General features: G+C 63.3%; 16 protein-coding genes. 10 read left to right on the top strand and 6 right to left on the bottom strand.

Annotated elements, in window-relative coordinates; translation table 11 throughout:
- The first annotated feature begins 19 nt into the window (after positions 1 to 19).
- From flgG to PQU89_RS12200, 9 genes are all read left to right on the top strand, one after another.
- Positions 20 to 802, top strand: a complete 783-nt coding sequence (gene flgG, locus PQU89_RS12240; RefSeq protein WP_047967015.1) for a flagellar basal-body rod protein FlgG — start codon at positions 20 to 22, stop codon at positions 800 to 802.
- A gap of 17 nt (positions 803 to 819) precedes the next feature.
- Positions 820 to 1509, top strand: a complete 690-nt coding sequence (locus PQU89_RS12235; protein WP_047967014.1) for a flagellar basal body L-ring protein FlgH — start codon at positions 820 to 822, stop codon at positions 1507 to 1509.
- A gap of 10 nt (positions 1510 to 1519) precedes the next feature.
- Positions 1520 to 2617, top strand: coding sequence for a flagellar basal body P-ring protein FlgI (locus PQU89_RS12230; RefSeq protein ID WP_272766094.1), 1098 nt, complete (start codon positions 1520 to 1522; stop codon positions 2615 to 2617).
- Positions 2618 to 2732: 115 nt separating this feature from the next.
- Complete coding sequence (gene flgJ / locus PQU89_RS12225; RefSeq protein WP_272766093.1) at positions 2733 to 3644, top strand: flagellar assembly peptidoglycan hydrolase FlgJ; 912 nt, start codon at positions 2733 to 2735, stop codon at positions 3642 to 3644.
- A 46-nt stretch (positions 3645 to 3690) separates the two neighbouring features.
- Positions 3691 to 5529, top strand: a complete 1839-nt coding sequence (gene flgK, locus PQU89_RS12220; RefSeq protein WP_272766092.1) for a flagellar hook-associated protein FlgK — start codon at positions 3691 to 3693, stop codon at positions 5527 to 5529.
- A gap of 21 nt (positions 5530 to 5550) precedes the next feature.
- Positions 5551 to 6513: a flagellar hook-associated protein FlgL gene (gene flgL, locus PQU89_RS12215; protein WP_272766091.1), complete on the top strand. Its 963-nt coding sequence runs from the start codon at positions 5551 to 5553 to the stop codon at positions 6511 to 6513.
- Positions 6514 to 6520: 7 nt separating this feature from the next.
- Complete coding sequence (gene argE, locus PQU89_RS12210; RefSeq protein ID WP_272766090.1) at positions 6521 to 7684, top strand: acetylornithine deacetylase; 1164 nt, start codon at positions 6521 to 6523, stop codon at positions 7682 to 7684.
- A 276-nt stretch (positions 7685 to 7960) separates the two neighbouring features.
- The gene (locus tag PQU89_RS12205) at positions 7961 to 9343 is read left to right on the top strand and encodes a sodium-dependent transporter (RefSeq protein WP_272766089.1); all 1383 of its coding nucleotides are present in this window, start codon (positions 7961 to 7963) and stop codon (positions 9341 to 9343) included.
- An 80-nt stretch (positions 9344 to 9423) separates the two neighbouring features.
- Complete coding sequence (locus tag PQU89_RS12200; protein WP_272766088.1) at positions 9424 to 9924, top strand: hypothetical protein; 501 nt, start codon at positions 9424 to 9426, stop codon at positions 9922 to 9924.
- 55 nt (positions 9925 to 9979) lie between these two features.
- Here the strand turns inward: PQU89_RS12200 and PQU89_RS12195 are convergent, their stop codons facing one another.
- The 5 genes from PQU89_RS12195 to PQU89_RS12175 all read right to left on the bottom strand — a co-directional run bounded on the left by PQU89_RS12195 (position 9980) and on the right by PQU89_RS12175 (position 15698).
- A complete protein-coding gene (locus PQU89_RS12195) occupies positions 9980 to 10273 on the bottom strand; it encodes a PhaM family polyhydroxyalkanoate granule multifunctional regulatory protein (RefSeq protein ID WP_373322816.1) in 294 nt (97 codons plus the stop codon).
- Positions 10274 to 10308: 35 nt separating this feature from the next.
- Positions 10309 to 12585 carry an NADP-dependent malic enzyme gene (locus PQU89_RS12190; RefSeq protein WP_272766087.1) on the bottom strand — a complete coding sequence of 759 codons (2277 nt, stop codon included), beginning with the start codon at positions 12583 to 12585 and terminating at the stop codon, positions 10309 to 10311.
- Positions 12586 to 12726: 141 nt separating this feature from the next.
- Entirely contained in the window at positions 12727 to 14010 is a 1284-nt protein-coding gene (locus PQU89_RS12185; protein ID WP_272766086.1) for a TRAP transporter large permease, read from the bottom strand.
- Positions 14007 to 14618, bottom strand: a complete 612-nt coding sequence (locus tag PQU89_RS12180) for a TRAP transporter small permease (RefSeq protein WP_272766085.1) — start codon at positions 14616 to 14618, stop codon at positions 14007 to 14009. Before PQU89_RS12180 ends, PQU89_RS12185 begins: the two co-directional genes overlap by 4 nt.
- A gap of 81 nt (positions 14619 to 14699) precedes the next feature.
- A complete protein-coding gene (locus tag PQU89_RS12175; RefSeq protein WP_272766084.1) occupies positions 14700 to 15698 on the bottom strand; it encodes a TRAP transporter substrate-binding protein in 999 nt (332 codons plus the stop codon).
- 166 nt (positions 15699 to 15864) lie between these two features.
- Between PQU89_RS12175 and PQU89_RS12170 the strand changes: the two genes are divergently transcribed.
- Positions 15865 to 18168, top strand: coding sequence for a PAS domain-containing sensor histidine kinase (locus tag PQU89_RS12170; protein ID WP_272766082.1), 2304 nt, complete (start codon positions 15865 to 15867; stop codon positions 18166 to 18168).
- A gap of 49 nt (positions 18169 to 18217) precedes the next feature.
- On the opposite strand, the gene nadB is transcribed toward PQU89_RS12170, so the two are convergent.
- A complete protein-coding gene (gene nadB / locus PQU89_RS12165) occupies positions 18218 to 19801 on the bottom strand; it encodes an L-aspartate oxidase (protein WP_272766081.1) in 1584 nt (527 codons plus the stop codon).
- Positions 19802 to 20126 lie beyond the last annotated feature (325 nt).

The raw sequence follows: 20126 nt of genomic DNA, 5'->3' as shown, positions 1-20126 counted from the left end.
GCAATAACAGGATAACAACATGATTCGTGCCTTGTATGTGGCCAAGACCGGTATGGATGCCAGCCAGTTCAAGCTGGACGTGGTGTCCAACAACCTCGCCAACGTGAATACCAAGGGCTTCAAGCGCTCCAACGCCATTTTTGAAGACCTGTACTACCAGACCTTGCGCCAGCCCGGCGCCCAGCTGTCGAACGGCAACGTGCTGCCGACCGGCCTGCACGCCGGCACCGGTGCCGCACCGGTGGCCACCGCGCGGGTGCACACCCAGGGCGAGATGATCCGCACCGAGCAGTCGCTGGACATGGCGATCGCCGGCGACGGTTTCTTCCGCATCCAGCAGACCGACGGCACCATCGCCTACACCCGCAACGGCGAGTTCAAGCGCAACAATGAGGGCCTGGTGGTCAATGCCGCCGGCCTCGCACTGGATCCGGCGATCACCATTCCGGCGACCGCCACCAAGATCACACTGTCGCCGGAAGGCCTGCTGGAGTATTTCGATGCCGGGGCGACGACCGCCACCGGCTCGTTCCAGATCAACACCGCCACCTTCATCAACCCGCAAGGGCTGGAAAGCATCGGCGGCAACCTGTATCTGGCGACCGGCGCGTCCGGCGACCCGATCGAAGGCCAGCCCGGCCTCGATGGCCGCGGCACCATTTCGCAGGGCTATGTCGAGGGTTCCAACGTCAACGTGACCGAAGAACTGATCAACATGATCACCGCGCAGCGCGCCTACGAGATCAACTCGCGCGCGATCAAGACCGCCGACGAAATGCTGCAGAAGCTGACCCAGCTCTAAAGTCTAAGGAGTAGCCCATGAAGCGCCTGCTGAATCTCGTGTTGCCGCTGTGCTCGGCGCTGCTGCTGGCCGCCTGCGCGGTACAGACGGCACCGATCACGCATCAGCCGATGGCGGTGCGGCCGCAGCCGCAGCCGGCGCAGCTGCCGGCCGACGGCTCCATCTTCCAGGCCGCCAGCTACCAGCCGCTGTTCGAGGACAAGGTGCCGGTGCGTGTCGGCGACATCCTCACCGTCACCATCCGCGAGAACAACCGCTCCAGCAGCAAGGAAGAGACCGAGGGCGAACGCGACTCATCGATCAACGGCGGCATCAATGCCGGCGTGTCGCTGCCGTTCTTCCCCGGCGCCATTGAGAAGAAACTGGGCGGTGCCAGCCTGAACGGCAGTGGCAGCGCCAGCGAGAGCGGTTCCAGCAGCAATACCAACAGCAGCTCCTTCAATGCCTCCATCACCGTGACCGTGATCGACGTCTACCCGAACGGCAATCTGCTGGTCAGCGGCGAGAAGCAGATGAAGATCAACGGCGAGCACGAGTTTATCCGCCTGTCCGGGGTGATCAATCCACGCGACATCAAGCAGGGCAACAACGTCGAATCGACGCGGATGGCGGATGCCCGCATCGAGCAGATCAACCAGGGTCGTAGCCGCGCTTATAATGACACCGGCTGGCTGCAGAAAATCTTCCTGTCACTGCTGCCGTTTTAAGGGATAAGCGATGTCGCGTTTTGTTGTGGTGGTCTGTCTGGCGCTGGTGGCCAGCCCGCTGTTTGCCGCCCAGAAGATCAAGGAACTGGCCAGCGTGGCCGGGGTGCGCTCCAACCCGCTGATCGGTTACGGCCTGGTGGTCGGCCTCGACGGCAGTGGCGACAAGGCCAGTGCCTCGCCGTTCACCGGCCAGTCGCTGGGTAATATGCTGAACCAGCTCGGGGTGCAGATCCCGCAGGGGATGAAGATCGACCCGAAGAATGTGGCCGCGGTGAGTCTGACCGCGACCCTGCCGCCGTTCGCGCGGCGCGGTCAGGCGCTGGACATCACGGTGTCGTCGATCGGCGACGCCAAGAGCCTGCGCGGCGGCACCTTGCTGCTGTCGCCGCTGAAAGGCATCGATGGCCAGATCTACGCGCTGGCACAGGGTAATGTGGTAGTCGGCGGTGCCGGCGCCGCTGCCGGGGGCAGCAAGACGCAGATCAACCACCTCAGCGTTGGTCGCATTCCGGCGGGGGCGACGGTCGAGCGCGAGTTGCCGGCCTCGCTGGGCATGGGCGATATGGTGGCGCTGCAGCTGCTGGAGTCGGATTTCACCACCGCCAACCGCGTGGTGCAGGCGATCAATCGCGAGCTGGGTGGGCAGACGGCGCGTGCGCTGGATGGCCGCCAGATCGAGGTGCGGGCGCCGCAGGACAGCAATGCACGGATCCAGTTTCTGTCGCGGCTGGAAAATATTGCCGTCGAGGCGGCAGAAGTTTCCCCCGTGGTGATCATCAATGCCCGCACCGGCTCCATCGTGATGAACAAGGCGGTGCGCATCGACCCTTGCGCGATTGCCCACGGCAACCTGTCGGTGACGGTCAACAGCACCTCGACAGTGAGCCAGCCGCCACCGCTGAGCGGCGGCCAGACCGCCGTCACCCGCAAGGCCGACGTCAGTGTCAGCGCCGACGGCAGCAAGGTGGTCAACATTCCCGGCGGTGCCTCGCTGTCGGAGGTGGTGGGCGCCCTGAATTCGGTCGGCGCCACACCGCAGGACCTGATCTCCATCCTGCAGGCGATGAAGGCCTCCGGCTCGCTGAAGGCGGAATTGCAGATCATCTGAGCGGCAAGGTTGGCCGCAAGCCACTGGCAAGGCGATGTCCCGACGGGCATCGCCTTTTTTGCTGGCCTGATTCTTGCTGTAAATCCGGCGTCTGTGTCTGTTTAGCGTTCCCGCCATGCAAGTTTCCCGCGATGCCAGCAATCAGTTAGCGATCGATCCCAATGCGACCGAACGTTTGTCTTCCCTTGCGCGCAGCAATCCGAAGGAAGCGATCCGGCAGGTCGCCAGCCAGTTCGAGGCCATCCTGCTGAACCAGATGATGGCGTCGATGCGCAGCAACGGTTTTGACGGCGAAGAGGATTCCTCGGAGCTGGGCACCTACCGCGGCATGCTCGACCAGCAGATGGTCAACGCGATGGTGCAGGGCGGCGGTACCGGGCTGGCTGAGATGCTGGCCCGCCAGATCGAGGGTGTAGCGCGGATAGACAAGACCGCGACGCCGGCCGCCAGCAGCGGCATGCTGCCCTTGCCGGCGCTGCCCGCCGCGACGGCGAAAGCCATCCGCCAGTACACGGAAGCTGCCGGCACCGCCACGGCGGCACCGGCACCGGCACCGGTGGCGATTCCGAGCGAGCGGCAGGCATTTGTCAGCACTCTGTTGCCGCATGCCGGCCAGGCGGCCGAGCGCCTCGGCGTGGCGCCGGAGTTGCTGGTCGGTCACGCCGCGCTGGAAAGCGGCTGGGGCAGCCGCAGCATCCGTCATCCGGATGGCCGCGAGAGCTACAACCTGTTCGGCATCAAGGCCGGCGGCGCGTGGCGCGGTGAATCGGTGGCGACGCTGACCACCGAATACGTCGACGGCAAGGCACGCAAGCAGGTGGAATCGTTCCGTTCCTATCCGAGCCTGCAAGCGGCCTTCGACGATTACGCCAAGTTGCTGGAAGGCAGCAGCCGCTACCAGCGCGCGCTGAACCAGGGCGATAACGCGCAGGGCTTTGCCGTGGCGCTGCAGCAGGGCGGCTACGCCACCGATCCGGCGTATGCGCGCAAACTGGCCGGCGTCGCCCAGTCCCTGCTGGCACGCTAAAGTTCAGCCGCCTAGCTGCCGATAAAGAACAACGGGAGAGTGAATCATGAGTGGTATTTTCAGTATCGGTATCAGTGGTCTCAATGCGGCACGCGCGGCATTGGACGTGACCAGCCACAACATCAGCAACGTCAATACCGATGGCTACAACCGCCAGCGTCTTTCCCAGAGTGCGGCGACGCCGCAGTTTGTCGGTTACGGCTACACCGGCCGTGGTGTCGACCTGTACGCGGTATCGCGGCTGTACGACGGCTTCATGGACGAGCAGCTGCAGAATGTCACCGCGTCCAGTAGCGGCTTCCAGACCCAGGCCACCGCCCTGTCCGATATCGACAACCTGATTACCGATGGCAATGCCGGCCTTTCCAACCTGATGCAGGGTTTCTACGCCAGCCTGCAAACCCTCAGCCAGCAGCCGACCTCCATCGCCGCGCGGCAGTCGGTGATCAGCCAGGCCGAGTCGCTGTCCGGCCGTTTCCAGTCGATGAACACCCGTATGGAAGAGGTGCGTAACGGCCTGATCAACCAGATCAATACCTCGGTGGAGGGGGTCAACTCCTACGCCAGGCAGATTGCCGCCCTCAACGAACAGATCATTTCCCTGAACCAGGGCGAGGGCCGTGCGCCCAACGACCTGCTGGACCAGCGCGATACGCTGGTGCGCGACCTGAACAAGCTGATCAAGACCGACGTGGTCGAGCAATCCGATGGCATGTACAGCGTCTACATCGGCCAGGGTCATCCGCTGGTGATAGGCGAGACCAGTTACGAAATGACCATGATGCGTGGCGCACCGGCGCAGCCGGAGGATCCGGAAGCGCCGTCACTGGGCATCAAGCTGCCGGGCACCAACAACACGGTGGTGCTCAATTCGCAGCTGATCGCCGGCGGCAGCATCGCCGGCGCCATGACCACGCTGAATTACGATGTTGCCCGCGTGCAGGCCGACCTCGGCCGCATGGCTGTCGAGTTTTCCGATGCGATGAACCGGCAGCAGGCGCTGGGTGTCGACCTCAACGGCCTGCCGGCCAGTACGCCGATGTTTGCCGACTTGACCGCCTTCCGCACCACGGCGGAGAACGCGACCACGCCGGCCGGTGAAGCCAAGGCGATGCGCGATGCCTTGCGCCGCTTTGCCGTGGCGGTGCAGGAGCCATCGCAGCTGGCGGTCGCCTCCGGCATCCAGGCCGGTGCCACCACGCCGGTCGACCCGACCGAGGTGCCGGGCGGCAAGCCGTCCATTTCGGCGATCTGGCAGGTATCCAATCTGTCGCCGGCGGCCAACCCGACCCTGCCGGCAGCACCGGCGCTGGCATTGAACTATATTCCGGGCAACACCCCGCCGTTCGAGGCGGACTTTGGCGGCACCATCGTGCCGGTGACGCAGTCGGCAAGCCAGGCCGGGGTCTACGAATTTACCCTCGCCAGTGGCCAGCATATCGCCTTCAAGTTCGAGGGCCAGGCGGCAACCAACCAGACCATCCCGGTGACTCCGCGCACCGGCGCCCCAGGCGAGTCGGCGCAGCTGGATAACGCCAACCTGCTGGAAATGGCTCGCTTGCAGACGCGGCCACTGATGGCGGCGACGCCCAATTCCACCTCGACCTTCCTGCCCGCCGTCGGCGCCGCGCGTACCGGCAGCCTGCAGTCGTTTTATGGCCAGACCGTCAGCTATGTCGGTAGCCGTACCAACGTGGTGCAGGTCAGCCTGACGGCGCAGGAAGCGGCGTTGCAGGAAGTAAAATTGAAGAGGGAATCGTTCTCCGGCGTCAATCTCGACGAGGAAGCGGCGAATCTTATACGCTATCAGCAGGCCTACCAGGCATCGAGCAAGGTCATCCAGGTGGCGCAGGAAATTTTCCAGTCGCTGCTGGACCTGCGTTGATAGTTTTCAGAGGATAAGGCAATGAGAGTCAGCAGCAATACCCAGTACATCATGGGCACCTATAACCTGCAAAGCAAGGGTTCCCAGCTCAACCGCCTCAACGAGCAGCTGTCGACCCTGAAACGCATCAACCGGGCATCGGATGACCCGGTGGCGGCGGCCACGCTGGTCGACATCAACCAGTCCAAGTCGATGAACACGCAGCAATCCAGCAATGCCAAGGCGGCGGCCTCGCAGCTGGCGATTACCGATACCATTCTCGGCAACGTCTCCAATACCATCATCTCGATCAAGACCCTGGCGGTGCAGGCGGGCAACACCGTGCTGACCAATGAGGACCGGCAGTCGATCCAGAACGAGATGCGCGAGAAAGTGAAAGAGCTGGTTTCGCTCGCCAACACCACCGATGGTGCCTCCAACTATATCTTCGGCGGCACCGACAAGAGCAAGCCGCCGTTTACCATGGCGGTGCAGGCGACCCCGCCGCAGCTGAATATCAACTACCAGGGCAATGACCAGCGCCAGTACATGGCGATCTCGTCCAGCCGCGAGATCGCGGTCACCGAGCCCGGTTCGGTAGTGTTCGGTCGTACCTCAACTCCGGCCGGACCCGCTCCGGCAGGGCCGACCGCGGCTGGTAACGAGCTGTGGCAGTCGCTGTCGGTGTTCGACGAGGCACTGACAGCCGGCTCGGTTGATCCCAACTACGCCACCAATATTGCGACGGTCATCCAGGGACTGGATGACGGCCTGTCGCAGGTGCTGGCCAGTCGGGCTTCGCTCGGTTCGCGCATGCAGGAGACCGATTCGCTGATCGAGATGGGTGACGCCCTGAGCGTGCAATACGCGTCGCAGATCAGCAATCTGGAAGACCTGGATCTGGCCAAGGCGGTGTCCGACTTCGAGATGGCCAGGACGGCGCTGGAAGTGACGCAGAAAACCTTTTCCCAGGTGAAGAGCCTGTCCCTGTTCAACTACCTCTGATCGCGCCATGCAAGCCATCCTCGCCCAGCTGATTTCCTTTGACAGCACCAGTCGTGAGTCCAATCTGGCCCTGATCCGGTGGGTGCAGGGCTACCTGGCGCAGTTTGGCGTTGGCTGCACGCTGACCTTTTCCGATGCCGGCGACAAGGCCAACCTGTTCGCGGTAATCGGGGATCCGGCGCTGCCGATCGTGGTGTTGTCCGGGCACACCGACGTGGTGCCGGTCGACGGCCAGAGCTGGCAGAGCGACCCCTTTGCCATGAGCGAGCGTGATGGCCGCCTCTATGGCCGCGGCAGCTGTGACATGAAGGGCTTCATTGCCTGTGTGCTGTCCCTGGTCGAGGAGTGGACAAGGTTGGCCGCAGCCGGCCAGCTGCAGCGCGCCATCGGTATCGCATTGTCTTACGATGAGGAAGTCGGCTGCCTGGGGGTCGGGCGCCTGATTGCCGACCTGCAGCAGCGACAGCTACCGATCGAGGGCTGCATCATCGGCGAGCCGACCATGATGCGGCCGGTGATCGCCCACAAGGGCATAGCCCATTACCGTTGCCGCGTGCTCGGCCGCGCCGCGCATTCCTCGCTGACGCCCAAGGGTGTCAACGCCATCGAGTATGCCGCCAAGCTGATCGTGCACATCCGCAAGCTGGCCGATGCCGAGCAGAGTTTCGGCATGCGGCAGGCGTTGTATGACGTGCCGTTCACCACCTTGCAGACCGGCGTCATCAACGGCGGCACCGCGGCCAACATCGTGCCCAAGGATTGCGAGTTCGTGTTCGAGTGCCGCTGGCTGCCGGGTGACAATCACCAGCGCTTCGTCGATTCGGTGCGCGAATACGCGGCGCTGCTGAGCGCGGAGATGCAGCAGGTGGCGCCGGAGGCGGCGATCAGCTTTGAGCCGTTGGTCAACTGTCCGCCGTTCGAATCGGATGCCGACAGCAGCGTGCGCCAGCATGTCGACGCGCTGTGCCACGGTTGCCGTGGCGAGGCGGTGGCCTATACCACCGAGGCCGGCCGCTTTGCCGAGGCCGGCATTGCCGCGGTGGTGTGCGGCCCCGGTTCGATCGAGCAGGCACACCGTCCCGACGAGTTTGTCGAACTCAGCCAGCTGGCGCTGTGCCGCGACTGGCTGTTGCGGCTGACTGGGCGCCTTGTGCGCCCGGCTGGGCTGTAAGAGCCTGTTCACGATCTGCTGCGACTTGATCCCGGCGGGGTGATAGGCCGTTGAAAGCGGCTTCGGCATGCTTGTTCATCTCTGGAGAAACGCCGTTTCCTCAGCCGTTTTCGCCTTGTCTCGCGTGAGCGTGCGGATCATGAACACGCTCTAAGAATCTTCTTTACTGTCTTTCGTTCCCCCTTCAAAATCCCGACCCTCCATTGCGGTGGAGAGTGATGCCCGCGCTGTTATCCACGGCGGCGGGCTTGTTGTCATTTCAAGGTGGGACAAACCATGAAACAAACTACGCAACCCGCGACACCCGCGGGTCAGGCGCGGGATGCCTTTACCAGCAGCTTCGGCGTGCTGGCGGCCACGCTCGGTTCCGCGGTCGGGCTGGGCAATATCTGGAAGTTTCCTTATGTCACCGGTGCCAATGGCGGCGCCGGTTTCCTGCTGGTGTACCTGCTGGCCACGCTGCTGGTCGGCCTGCCGGTGATGATTGCCGAGATCATGCTCGGCCGCAAAGCCAAGGCCGACGCGGTCACCACCTTGCGGGTGCTGGCGCCGGCCGGGCAATACTGGTGGCTGATCGGCGCCTCCGGCGTGCTGGCGGCGTTCCTGATCCTGTCGTTCTATTCCGAAGTGGCGGGCTGGGTGTTCGCCTATGTGTTCAAGGCCATCGGCGGCGACATCCTGAGCAAGGACCCGGCGCAGACCTCGGCCGCGTTCGGCGCGCTGGTGTCCGATCCGCTGCAGTCTTTGCTGTGGCAGTGGGGCGTGCTGCTGTTCATCGGCGGCATCCTGTTGCTGGGCGTGGCCAAGGGCATCGAGGCGGTCACCAAGCGGTTGATGCCGGTGCTGTTCATCCTGTTGCTGGTGCTGGGCGTGCGCAGCCTGATGCTGCCGGGTGCGGCGCAGGGGCTGGCCTTCCTGTTCGCTCCCGATTTCTCCAAGATCACCGCCGAAGTGGCGCTGATCGCGATGGGGCTGGCGTTCTTCAAGCTGTCGATCGGCATGGGCACCATGATGACCTATGGCAGCTATTTCCGTGACGACCAGAACATTCCGGCCACCACGGTGCGGGTGATGAGTGCCGACCTGTTCGTGTCGATGCTGGCCGGTATCGTGGTGTTCCCGGCGGTGTTCACCTTCGGCTTCAAGCCGGAAGCCGGGCCGTCGCTGCTGTTCATCACCATTCCGGCGGTGTTCGCCAGCATGCCGATGGGGCACCTGTTCATGGTGCTGTTCTTCGTGTTGTCGGCGGTGGCGGCTACCGGTGCCATGCTGTCGCTGCTGGAAGTGCCGGTGTCGGTGATGGTCGGCCGTTTCAATATCAGCCGCGCCAGGGCGACGCTGATCAACCTGCTGCTGCTGGGCGTGATCGGTGCCAGCTGCGCGCTGTCCAACAGCGTGCTGGCCGACGTCAAGCTGTTTGGCATGACCTTCTTCGACTTGTTCGACTTCGTGTCGTCGTCCATCCTGTTGCCGATAGGCGGCATCTTCATCTGCCTGTTCGTGTCCTGGGTGTGGGGCAAGGACAAGATGGGGCCGGCGCTGTCGAACGAAGGCGTGCTGCACAACCGTGTCGTGGTGCAGTTGCTGTACGGTTTGCTGAAATACGTGACTCCGCTGCTGATCCTGCTGGTGATGCTCAAGGGGCTGGGGCTACTGTAATAGAGTGGGCAGGGCGGCTGGGCCGGCCGGCCCGGCTACGGAACAAGCGGTAACAGGACAAGCAGAAACGGGAGACGAAGATGGCAGGCCGATTGCTGGTCAGCACCGTTGCCGCCGCCTGCGGTGGCGTACTGGTGCTGTGGTTGCTGCTGTCGCAGGAGCGCCTGCCGGTGGCGGAGTCCGTGTTCCCGCCGGATCGCAATGGCGACCTGCTGCGTGACGACGTCGGCGAGCTGATCGCGGCGCGCTTTGCCGGCAATGCGGCGGCGTTTGCCGCCAGCAGCCAGCTGGCGCGGGCGTGGCAGCGCGCAGTGCGGCAGACTGATCCGGCCAGGCTGGGGCCAGAAGTGACGCAGGTGCGCTACGCGATGTCCTGTGTGCTGAGCGAGCACACGCTGGGCAAGGCCAAGGTCGATGCGCAGACCATGCTGCACTTCCTCGACCTGCTGCATGCGCGGATGTTCGATACCCAGGCGCGGCGGCAGCTGTGGCAGCAGTACGAACGCAGCGCCAGCCGTATTCCGCACGGTGAAACGCCGCTCAACCCCTGCCGTTTCGACATCTCGGCGATGGTGGGCTGAGCCGGTCACGCCATCAAGCAAACGTTGGCCGCAAGCTGTTGCGGCCAACGTTTTTTTATTCGCCTTTCGGGCGCAGGGCGGCGAGGGCCGCCTTTTGCATTTCCAGGGTGCGGATCTGCATCGACAGTGCGCCCAGGTTCATGGTGAGCCAGGTTTCCACCACGCGCAGCTCGGCCATGCGGCGGTCGATTTCCTCTTCGCTCATCGGTGGCAGGAACGGCTGGGCGCCCGGCGGGGTCGCGCTTTGCATCATCTGGCGGAACAGGGCGAACGGATCGGCTGGGTTGAAATCGGCGCTCATCGGAATCTCCACAAGGTTGGCCGCAACATAAAAAAAACGGGTGAACATGACGTTCACCCGTTCAGTATAACCACTATCGGCGGTTAGCCATTTGCTTGTACATCCACCGCGGCCAGCGCCACCATGTTGACAATGCGGCGTACCGAGGAGATCGGGGTCAGGATGTGCACCGGCTTGGCCATGCCCATCAGGATCGGGCCGATGGTCACACCGTCGGATGCCGATACGCGCAGCAGGTTGTAGCTGATGTTGGCCGCTTCCACGTTCGGCATCACCAGCAGGTTGGCGGCGCCCTTCAGCGTGCTGTCCGGCATCGCCTGCTGGCGGATGCTTTCGATCAGCGCGGCATCGCCCTGCATTTCGCCGTCGATTTCCAGTTCCGGATGCGCTTCCTGCACCAGAGCCAGCGCGTCGCGCATTTTGCAGGCGCCTTCCGAGTTCCAGGTGCCGAAGCTGGAGTTGGACAGCAGTGCCACTTTCGGGTTGATGCCGAAGCGGCGTACCGACTGTGCCGCCATCTCGGTGATCGCTGCCAGCTGCTCGGCGTCCGGATTCGGGTTCACGTAGGTGTCGGCGATGAAGATGTTGCCGGTCGGCAGGATCAGCGCGTTCATGGCACCGGCGACCTTGTCCTGGCGGGCGTAGCCGATCACGTTCTCGATGATGTCGAAGTGCTGGCGATACGGGCCGTAGGTGCCGCAGATCATCGCATCCGCTTCACCGCGACGTACCATCAGCGCACCGATCAGGGTGGTGTTGCCGATCACGCGGCGACGCGCCTGTTCCTGCGACACGCCCTTGCGCTTGCTCAGCTCGTAGTACTCTTTCCAGTACTCGGCAAAGCGCGGATCGGACTCGTTGTTGACCAGGTCGAAATCGACACCTGCGGTCATCTTCAGACCCAGTTTCTCGATACGCTTCTCGATCACCGACGGACGGCCGATCAGGATCGGGTAGGCCAGGCCTTGCGAGATGATTTCCTGGGTGGCGTGCAGCACGCGCTCGTCTTCACCTTCGGCCATCACCACGCGGGCCTTGGCTTTCTTGGCCTGGGTGAATACCGGCTTCATGAACAGGTTGGTCTTGTACACGAACTGTGCCAGCTGCTCGACATAGGCGTCCATGTCGGCGATCGGGCGGGTGGCCACGCCGGAATCCATCGCCGCCTGGGCGACGGCCGGGGCGATCTTCACGATCAGGCGAGGGTCGAACGGCTTCGGAATCACGTATTCCGGGCCGAAGGACAGTTCCTGGTCACCGTAGGCGGTGGCCACCACGTCGTTCTGCTCGGCCATGGCCAGATCGGCGATGGCGCGCACGGTGGCCAGCTTCATCTCTTCGTTGATGGTGGTGGCGCCCACGTCCAGCGCACCACGGAAGATGAACGGGAAGCACAGCACGTTGTTCACCTGATTCGGGAAGTCGGAACGGCCGGTACCGATGATGGCATCCGGACGGACTTCTTTTACCAGTGGCGGCAGGATTTCCGGTTCCGGGTTGGCCATGGCCAGAATCACCGGGTTGGCGGCCATGGATTTCACCATGTCCTGGGTCACCAGTTTCGGGCCGGACAGACCCATGAAGATGTCGGCGTCGACCATGGCGTCCGCCAGCTTGCGCTGACCGTTGTCCGGGATGGCGAAGCGCTTCTTCGATTCGTCCATCTTGTCGTCGCGGTCCTGGTAGATCACACCCTTGGAGTCGCAGACGGTGATGTTCTCGCGCTTCACGCCCAGCGCGACCAGTAGCTCCAGGCAGGCGATGGCGGCGGCGCCGGCGCCGGAGGCCACCACGCGCACGTTGCCGATGTCCTTGTTCACCAGGCGCAGCGAGTTCAGTACCGCGGCGGCGGCGACGATGGCGGTGCCGTGCTGGTCATCGTGGAACACCGGAATGTTCATGCGCTCGCGGCACTTCTTCTCGATGTAGAAGCACTCCGGCGCCTTGATGTCTTCCAGGTTGATGCCGCCGAAAGTCGGCTCCATCGCACAGATGATGTCGACCAGTTTGTCGGGGTCGTTCTCGTTCAGCTCGATGTCGAACACGTCGACGCCGGCGAACTTCTTGAACAGCACGCCTTTACCTTCCATCACCGGCTTGCCGGCCAGCGGGCCGATATTGCCCAGACCCAGCACGGCGGTGCCGTTGGTGACCACGGCGACCAGGTTGCCACGAGCGGTGTACTTGTAGGCGTTCAGCGGGTCTTCCACGATTGCGTCGCAAGGTGCTGCCACACCTGGCGAGTAGGCAAGGGCCAGGTCGCGCTGGGTGGCCAGCGGCTTGGTAGGGGCGACCTGGATCTTGCCCGGCTGTGGGAACTGGTGGAAATCGAGTGCGGCTTGACGCAGTTGCTCGTCCATTCTGTTGGCTCCTGATTATTATTTCATGAGGGTGTGGAGAGGGTTGACATTATAGGGCCAACCCTTAGTTGCGGGCTATGCCGTGTCCGACAAAAAACGCGATGGGGAGGTTCCATCGCGTTTTTGCGGCCAACGTGCTTGTTACATCATGCCCAGGGTCTTGGGTAGCCACAGCGAGATCATCGGCACATAGGTGACCAGGCCAAGGAAAGCCAGCATGGTCAGCAGCCACGGCCAGACCGCCACCGTCAGCTCGGTGATGCCCATCTTGGTGATGCCGGAGGCAACGTACAGGTTCAGCCCCACCGGCGGGTGGCACATGCCGACTTCCATGTTCACCACGATCAGGATGCCGAAGTGCACCGGGTCGATGCCCAGCTGCATCGCCACCGGGAACAGGATGGGCGCGAAGATCAAGACGATGGACGACGGCTCCATCACGTTACCGGCCAGCAGCAGCAGGATGTTGACCACCAGCAGGAAGGCGATCGGGCCGAGACCGGCGTCGATCAGCCAGCCGGCCATCGCCTGCGGGATGCCTTCGCTGGTCATCAGGAACGAGAACAGTACCGCGTTGGTGATGATGTACAGCAGCATCGCCGACATGCTGGCCGAATCGAGCAGCACCTTGGGCACCTGCTTCAGCGTCAGGTCCTTGTAGATGAACACGGCGACGATGAAGGCGTATACCGCCGACATCGCGGCTGCCTCGGTCGGGGTGAAGATGCCGGTGTAGATGCCGCCGATTACCACCACGATCAAGAACAGGCCCCACATCGATTCGCGCAGCGCCTTGACGCGTTGCTTGAAGGTGGCCTTAGGCAGGCGCGGGTAGTTGAACTTGCGCGCCCGGTACCAGGTGGTGAGGCCGAGGAAGGTGGCCAGCATCAGCCCCGGAATCACGCCGGCCATGAACAGCTGGCCAACCGAGGTGTTGGTGGCGACCGAGTACATCACCATCACGATCGACGGCGGGATCAGGATGCCCAGTGCACCGGAAGTGGTAATGACACCGGCGCCGAAGCTGTTGGGAAAGCCCTGTTTCACCATTGCCGGCAGCAGGATGGAGCCGATGGCGACCACGGTGGCCGGGCTGGAACCCGATACCGCGGCAAACAGCGCGCAGGCCATCACGCCGGCGAGGCCGAGGCCGCCATGCCAGTGGCCGACCATGGACGAGGCGAACTTGATCATCCGCCGCGCCACCCCGCCGTGGGTGAGGAAGTTGCCGGCGAGGATGAAGAACGGAATGGCCATGATCTCGAACTTCTCGATGCCGGTGAACAGCTTCAGCGCCACCGCCTCGATCGGCACGTCGGTCATGGTGAACAGGAAGGTCAGCACGGTGAGGCCGAGCGAGATGGAGATTGGCATGCCGGTCAGCATCAGCACCAGCAGCAGGCCGAAAATGATGAGGGCGCTCATTGCTTGCCTCCTTTGTTGGCTACGTCATGCGGGTGCAGGTTGTCGTCCAGCGCGAACCAGTTGCTGTCTTCGGCGACGTCGTCCATGCCTTCGACATGGCTGTGGTCGTGTTTCGGCAGCTCACCGGTCTTGAGGAAGTTGACCATGACCTGCAGGAAGCGGAAGCACATTAGGTACGAGCCGCACGGTACCGCGAGGTAGACCAGCCACATCGGCACTTCCAGGTCGGCCGAGGTCTGCTCGGTATGGCCGATTTCCCAGACAAAGGTGGCGCCGAGGGTGCCGACGATGCCGGTGAACAGTGCGCCGGCCAGCAGGCCGATGATGATGAACTTGGCGCGGTTGCGGTCGGACAGCTTGTTGATCAACACGTCGACGCCGACGTGGATGCCGGTACGTACGCCGTAGGCGGCACCGAACTTGGCCATCCACACGAACAGGTAGATGGTCAGTTCCTGTGCCCAGCTGGTGTGGATATCGGCAAGCAGGGGTTGAAGCAGCTCGATGCCGCTCCCGTAACGGTGCACGACGGCGAAGAAGGTGATCAGCGTCGCGGCGGCCATCAGGGTGGCGATCAGCCACTCCTCGAGGTGGTCGAGGAATTTCATGATAGTGACTCCGGTTAAGACAAAGGTTGGCCGCATGCCATGCTGCGGGATGCGGCCAACCTTTTGTCAGTCAGGTACGGTTCAGTTCGGGGTGTAGCCGGTCTGCTTGTAGATCAGCTGTACCAGGCCTTCGCCGATGCGGTCGTCCATCTTGGAGTGAACCGGAGTCAGGGCTTTCTTGAAGGCGGCGCGTTCTGCTGCCGTCGGGATGTAGATCTGGGTTTTGCCGGAGGCCTTGATCTTGGCCAGATCGCTTTCGTTTTCCTGTTGCGCAATCTTGTTTGCGTAGACGGTGGCTTCCTTCATCGCGCCATCAAGCGTGGTGCGGATGTCGGCCGGCAGGCCGTCCCAGAACTTCTTGTTGACGATCACGGCGTAGCCGAGATAGCCGTGGTTGCTCACTGTGGCGTGCTTCTGCACTTCGTGCATCTTCTGCGTCAGCATGTTGGACGGCGGGTTCTCGGTGCCGTCCACTACGCCGGTCTGCAGCGCCTGGTAGGTCTCGGAGAAGGCCATCACCTGCGGCATGGCGCCCAGTGCGCGCATTTCTTCTTCCAGTACCTTGGACGACTGGATGCGCATCTTCAGGCCCTTGAAGTCTGCCGGCGATTTCAGCGGCTTGTTGGCGGAGAAGATCTTGAAGCCGTTATCCCAGTAGGCGAGGCCCTTGATGCCCTTGTTTTCGAGCTTGGCCAGCAGCTGCATGCCGATCGGGCCCTGGGTCACCTTGTGCAGCTCGTCGTAGCTGTCGAAGATGTACGGCAGGTCGAAGACCTCGAATTCCTTGGCGCCCAGCGGGCCGAACTTGGCCAGGCTTGGTGCCAGCATCTGTACCGCGCCCAGCTGCAGCGCTTCCAGTTCTTCCTTGTCCTTGTACAGCTGGCTGTTGGGGAATACCTGTACCTGTACACGGCCCTTGGTACGGGTTTCGGCCAGCTTCTTGAAGTATTCGGCGGCCTTGCCTTTCGGGGTGTCCTGCGCCACGACGTGGCTGAATTTGATGACGAAATCAGCGGCGTGGGCTGCGCCAGCGAAGCCGAAAGTGGCCCCGATTACAAGGGCTGCATATTTCAGTTTCATCTCGGTACTCTCCTGTTATTTGTTGTGTTGTGCGTGTTATCGTCCGTGTCAGACAAACGGACTGTCCGCCACATCAACAGTAGTTCCCGCAATGGGGGCTGACCATTGGGGACTTCCGCATTGGGGTTTTCCCTAATGATTGATGCTGTTTGCCAAGGTTGCCCGTATGCAATTGATAGCTACTCCCCCGTTGAAATCGTCGCCCCGCCTGCTGTGGTTGGGGGTGACCCTGACCTTGGCCGCACTGCTGGCGGCACTGGCTGGTCTCTACTCCGTGGTCTATCGCGACTGGGTCGACGAACAGCGCGACAGCCTGGTGCAGGAGCTGCTGTGGCTGGAACAGAGCCTGCGCCTGCATCTGGAAGGGCACCAGCAGACGGTGGAGAGCATGACGCCGGACCTGCAGGGCGGCGAAGCCGGGCAGCAGCGTTTTGTCGCCGCCGCCAGCCTGCTGCGGCGCGAGAGCCGCGAGATCGCCGAGGTGCAGTGGGTGGACGGCCGCGGCCGCGTGCTGCTCGACGGCAGTGGCATGGCCAATGGCGGCCAGCAACTCGAAGGCGGCAGCTACGACGCCCTGTGGCGCGCCGAGCGCCTGAAGCGGCCGGTGTTCGGCACGCCGTACCGTGCCGCGGACGGCAAGTACCGTTTCGATCTGGCGGTACCGGTGCTGGTGCACGGCCGCTATCAGGGCGGGGTGCGCATCGTCTATGACATGGCAGCGCTACTGCACCACCAGGTGCCGTGGTGGATCGCCTCGCAATACCACATCAGTGTGGTGGACCTGGACGGCAAGGCGCTGGCCAGCAAGTTCGAGCAGACGCCGCCGCAGAACACGCTGTTCCACCAGATCAGTTTCGATCCGCCCGGCTATGGCCTCAGCCTGCGCGCGGTCAGCTACCGCGCCGGTGTCGGGCTGGCGCTGCCGGTGCTGTCCAGCTTCATCGGCCTGCTGACCCTGGCGCTGCTGTACTCGCTGTGGCGCATCCGTGGCCACGTGCGCGAGCGGGCGCAGGCGGAAAAGGCGTTGCAGCACGAGATGATCCTGCGCCAGGCGATCGAGAACAGCATGAAAAGCGGGCTGCTGGCGCTGGATCTGCGCGGCCAGATCGTGCACGTCAACCGTGCCTTTTGCGAGCTGACTGGGCTGGAGGCGGCCGAGCTGGTCGGCCAGTCGCCGCCGTACTCCTTCTGGCCGCAGGAGGAGGGGGCGCTGTTGCAGGCGGCAATGCAGGCGGTGCTGGGCGGCGAATTGCCGGAGCACGGCTTCGAGCTGCCGTTCTGCCATCGCGACGGTGAGCGTTTCGAGGTGCGCTTCTATGCCACGCCGCTGCGCGGCAACGACGGACGTCACACCGGCTGGGTGGCGTCGCTGTACGACATCACCGAACTGAAGAAAAAGCGGCTGGCGCTCAACTATTCGCACCAGCGCTTCCTGTCGGTGCTCAACGGTCTCGATGTTGGCCTGTGCGTGACCGATGGCGCCAGCTCGCAGCTGTTGTACGCCAACCCGGCCTTTGCCGAGATGTGGGCGCAGTTCGAACCGGCGGGGCTGTATTGCCCGATGCTGCCGGGGCTGGCCGGCGCCGCACCGGCAGACCGCGTGTCGCTGGAGTTTTCGCCGGACCACGACGAGCACTGGTTCCAGCTGCAGTACCGCAAGATCAGCTGGGTCAACGAGGAAGAGGCGTGGCTGGCGATGCTGGTCGATGTCACCGAGCAGCGCCAGCGCGACGAACGGGCGCGCACGCAGGACGAGCGCTTCCAGACCACCTCGCGGCTGATCGCGATGGGTGAGATGGCGTCCAGCCTGGCGCACGAGCTGAACCAGCCGCTGACCGCCATTTCCACCTACGCCGCCGGGGTGTCGCGGCGGCTGCCGGAGGCGGTGCAGCAACAGCACGGCGTGCAGGAGGCGATCCAGGCCATCGTGCAGCAGGCGCGCCGGGCCGGGCAGATCGTCAACAGCATCCGCGCCTTCGTCAAGAAGCACGCGCCGCAGCTGGAGAATGCCGATCCTGATCTGTCGGTGTCGCGCGCCCATGCGCTGGCTCTGCCGCTGGCGGAGAAGTACGGCGCCCAGCTGCTGTGGGAGCCGGGGAGCAAGCCGGTGACGGTACAGATGGACCCGGTGCTGATCGAGCAGGTGCTGCTCAACCTGATCAAGAATGCAGTGGAGGCGATGCGCGAGGCCGACGTGCGGCGGCCGCTGGTGGCGATCCGCACCGAGGCCGGCGAACGCTTCTGGCGGGTGGAGGTCAGCGACAGCGGGCCGGGGCTGGCGCAGGAGGTGAAGGACAACCTGTTTACGCCGTTCTATTCCACCAAGCCGGACGGGATGGGGATCGGCCTCAATATCTGCCGCTCCATCGTCGAATTCCACCATGGCGAATTCGGCGTCAGCGATACGCTGGCCGGCGGCTGCGTGTTCTGGTTCACCCTGCCGCTGTCCGGCCATAACGGCGCGCAGTAGCCGGACGCCGGCAAAGGTTGGCCGCAACGGCTGCGGCCAACCTTGTGCCTCAGCCTGCCGGCGTCAGCACGGTATCGTGGCAGCTGGCGTCGGTCTGCGGATAGTCGCGGCTGAAGTGCAAGCCGCGGCTCTCCTTGCGCAGCAGGGCAGAGCGCACGATCAGCTCGGCGGTCTGCACCAGGTTGCGCAGCTCGATCAGGTCGTTGGTGACGTGGAAGTGGCTGTAGTACTCGTTGATCTCTTCCGACAGCAGGTTGATGCGGTGCAGCGCCCGCTCCAGCCGCTTGTTGGTACGCACGATGCCGACGTAGTCCCACATCGCGCGGCGCAGCTCGTCCCAGTTGTGCGAGATCACCACCTCTTCATCCGGATCGGTGACGCGGCTGTCGTCCCAGTCCGGGATCGCCGGCAGCGGCACCGTCTTCGACGCCACGATGTTGGCCGCGGCCGCCTTGCCGATCACCATGCATTCCAGCAGCGAGTTGCTGGCCAGGCGGTTGGCGCCATGCAGGCCGGTGCAGGCGACTTCGCCGACCGCGTACAGGCCGTCGACATCGGTGCGACCTTCCAGATCGGTGACCAGGCCGCCGCAGGTATAGTGCGCCGCCGGTACCACCGGAATCGGCTGCTGGGTGATGTCGATGCCCAGCTCCAGGCAGTGCGCGTAGATATTGGGGAAGTGCTCCTGGATGAAGCTGGCCGGCTTGTAGGAAATGTCCAGATAGACGCAGTCGAGGCCGTGCTTCTTCATTTCGAAGTCGATGGCACGCGCCACCACGTCGCGCGGTGCCAGTTCGGCGCGCTCGTCGTGCTGCGGCATGAAGCGGGTGCCGTCCGGCAGGCGCAGGATGCCGCCTTCGCCGCGCACCGCCTCCGAGACCAGGAACGACTTGGTGTGCGGGTGATACAGGCAGGTCGGGTGGAACTGGATGAATTCCATATTGCCGACCCGGCAACCGGCGCGCCAGCCCATGGCAATGCCGTCGCCGGTGGCGGTATCCGGATTGGTGGTATAGAGGTAGACCTTGCCGGCGCCGCCGGAGGCGAGGATGGTATGGTTGGCCGCAATGGTCACCACCTCGTCCAGATCCTTGTCTAGCGCATAGGCGCCATAGCAGCGGTTCTCGGTGCGCCCCAGCTTCTTGCCGGTAATCAGGTCGACCGCAATATGGTTTTCCAGCACGCGGATGCGCGGATGAGCCTTGATCTTCTGGCCCAGTGTGGACGTTACCGCCGCGCCGGTGGCATCGGCGGCGTGGATGATGCGGCGATGGCTATGGCCGCCCTCGCGGGTCAGGTGAAAACCGGTCTGGTGACTGGCATCCCGGGTGAACGGCACACCGAGATCCACCAGCCAGTCGATGGCATCCTTCGAGTTCTCGACGATGAAGCGGGTGGTTTCTTCATTACATAGCCCGGCACCGGCGATCAGCGTGTCATCTATATGCTTGGCGACCGAGTCGCCGGTGTCCAGCACTGCGGCAATGCCGCCCTGTGCATAAGAAGAACTGCCCTCCAGCAAATCCCGCTTGGTGATCAGGCCGACCTCGTAATGCTCGGCCAGATGCAGCGCCAGGGTCATGCCGGCCAGGCCGCTACCAATAATCAGGACATCAAACTTCAGTGTTGTCATTGTCGAATCGCTCTGAAACCGTGGTGAAAGCACGCGCTGAAACAAAAAAGCAAGATTAGCAGAATCGCCTGCCGCGTGCTGCGTCACGCCGAAGAATCGTTGCGGCCAACCTTTTTCATTTTTCTTGGTGGTCGGCTGGCTTTGTAATCAATGGCTTGCCGATTTCTTGGTGGAAAGTGTGTTTGCGGGTGTTGACGCGGGTGTCGGGCTTCGCTATAGTTCGCCTCCTCAGCTGACGCCGCAAACGAAACGCGGTTCAGCACTGCTCTTTAACAAAACGAATAACCGATAGGTGTAAGTGTCTGGCCAAGCCAAATACTTGCAC

The organism is Vogesella indigofera (assembly GCF_028548395.1).
In the GTDB taxonomy this organism is placed as follows: Bacteria; Pseudomonadota; Gammaproteobacteria; order Burkholderiales; family Chromobacteriaceae; genus Vogesella; species Vogesella indigofera_A.
The sequence above is the reverse complement of the archived record's forward strand: the minus strand, read 5'-3'. Positions and strand labels throughout refer to the sequence as shown.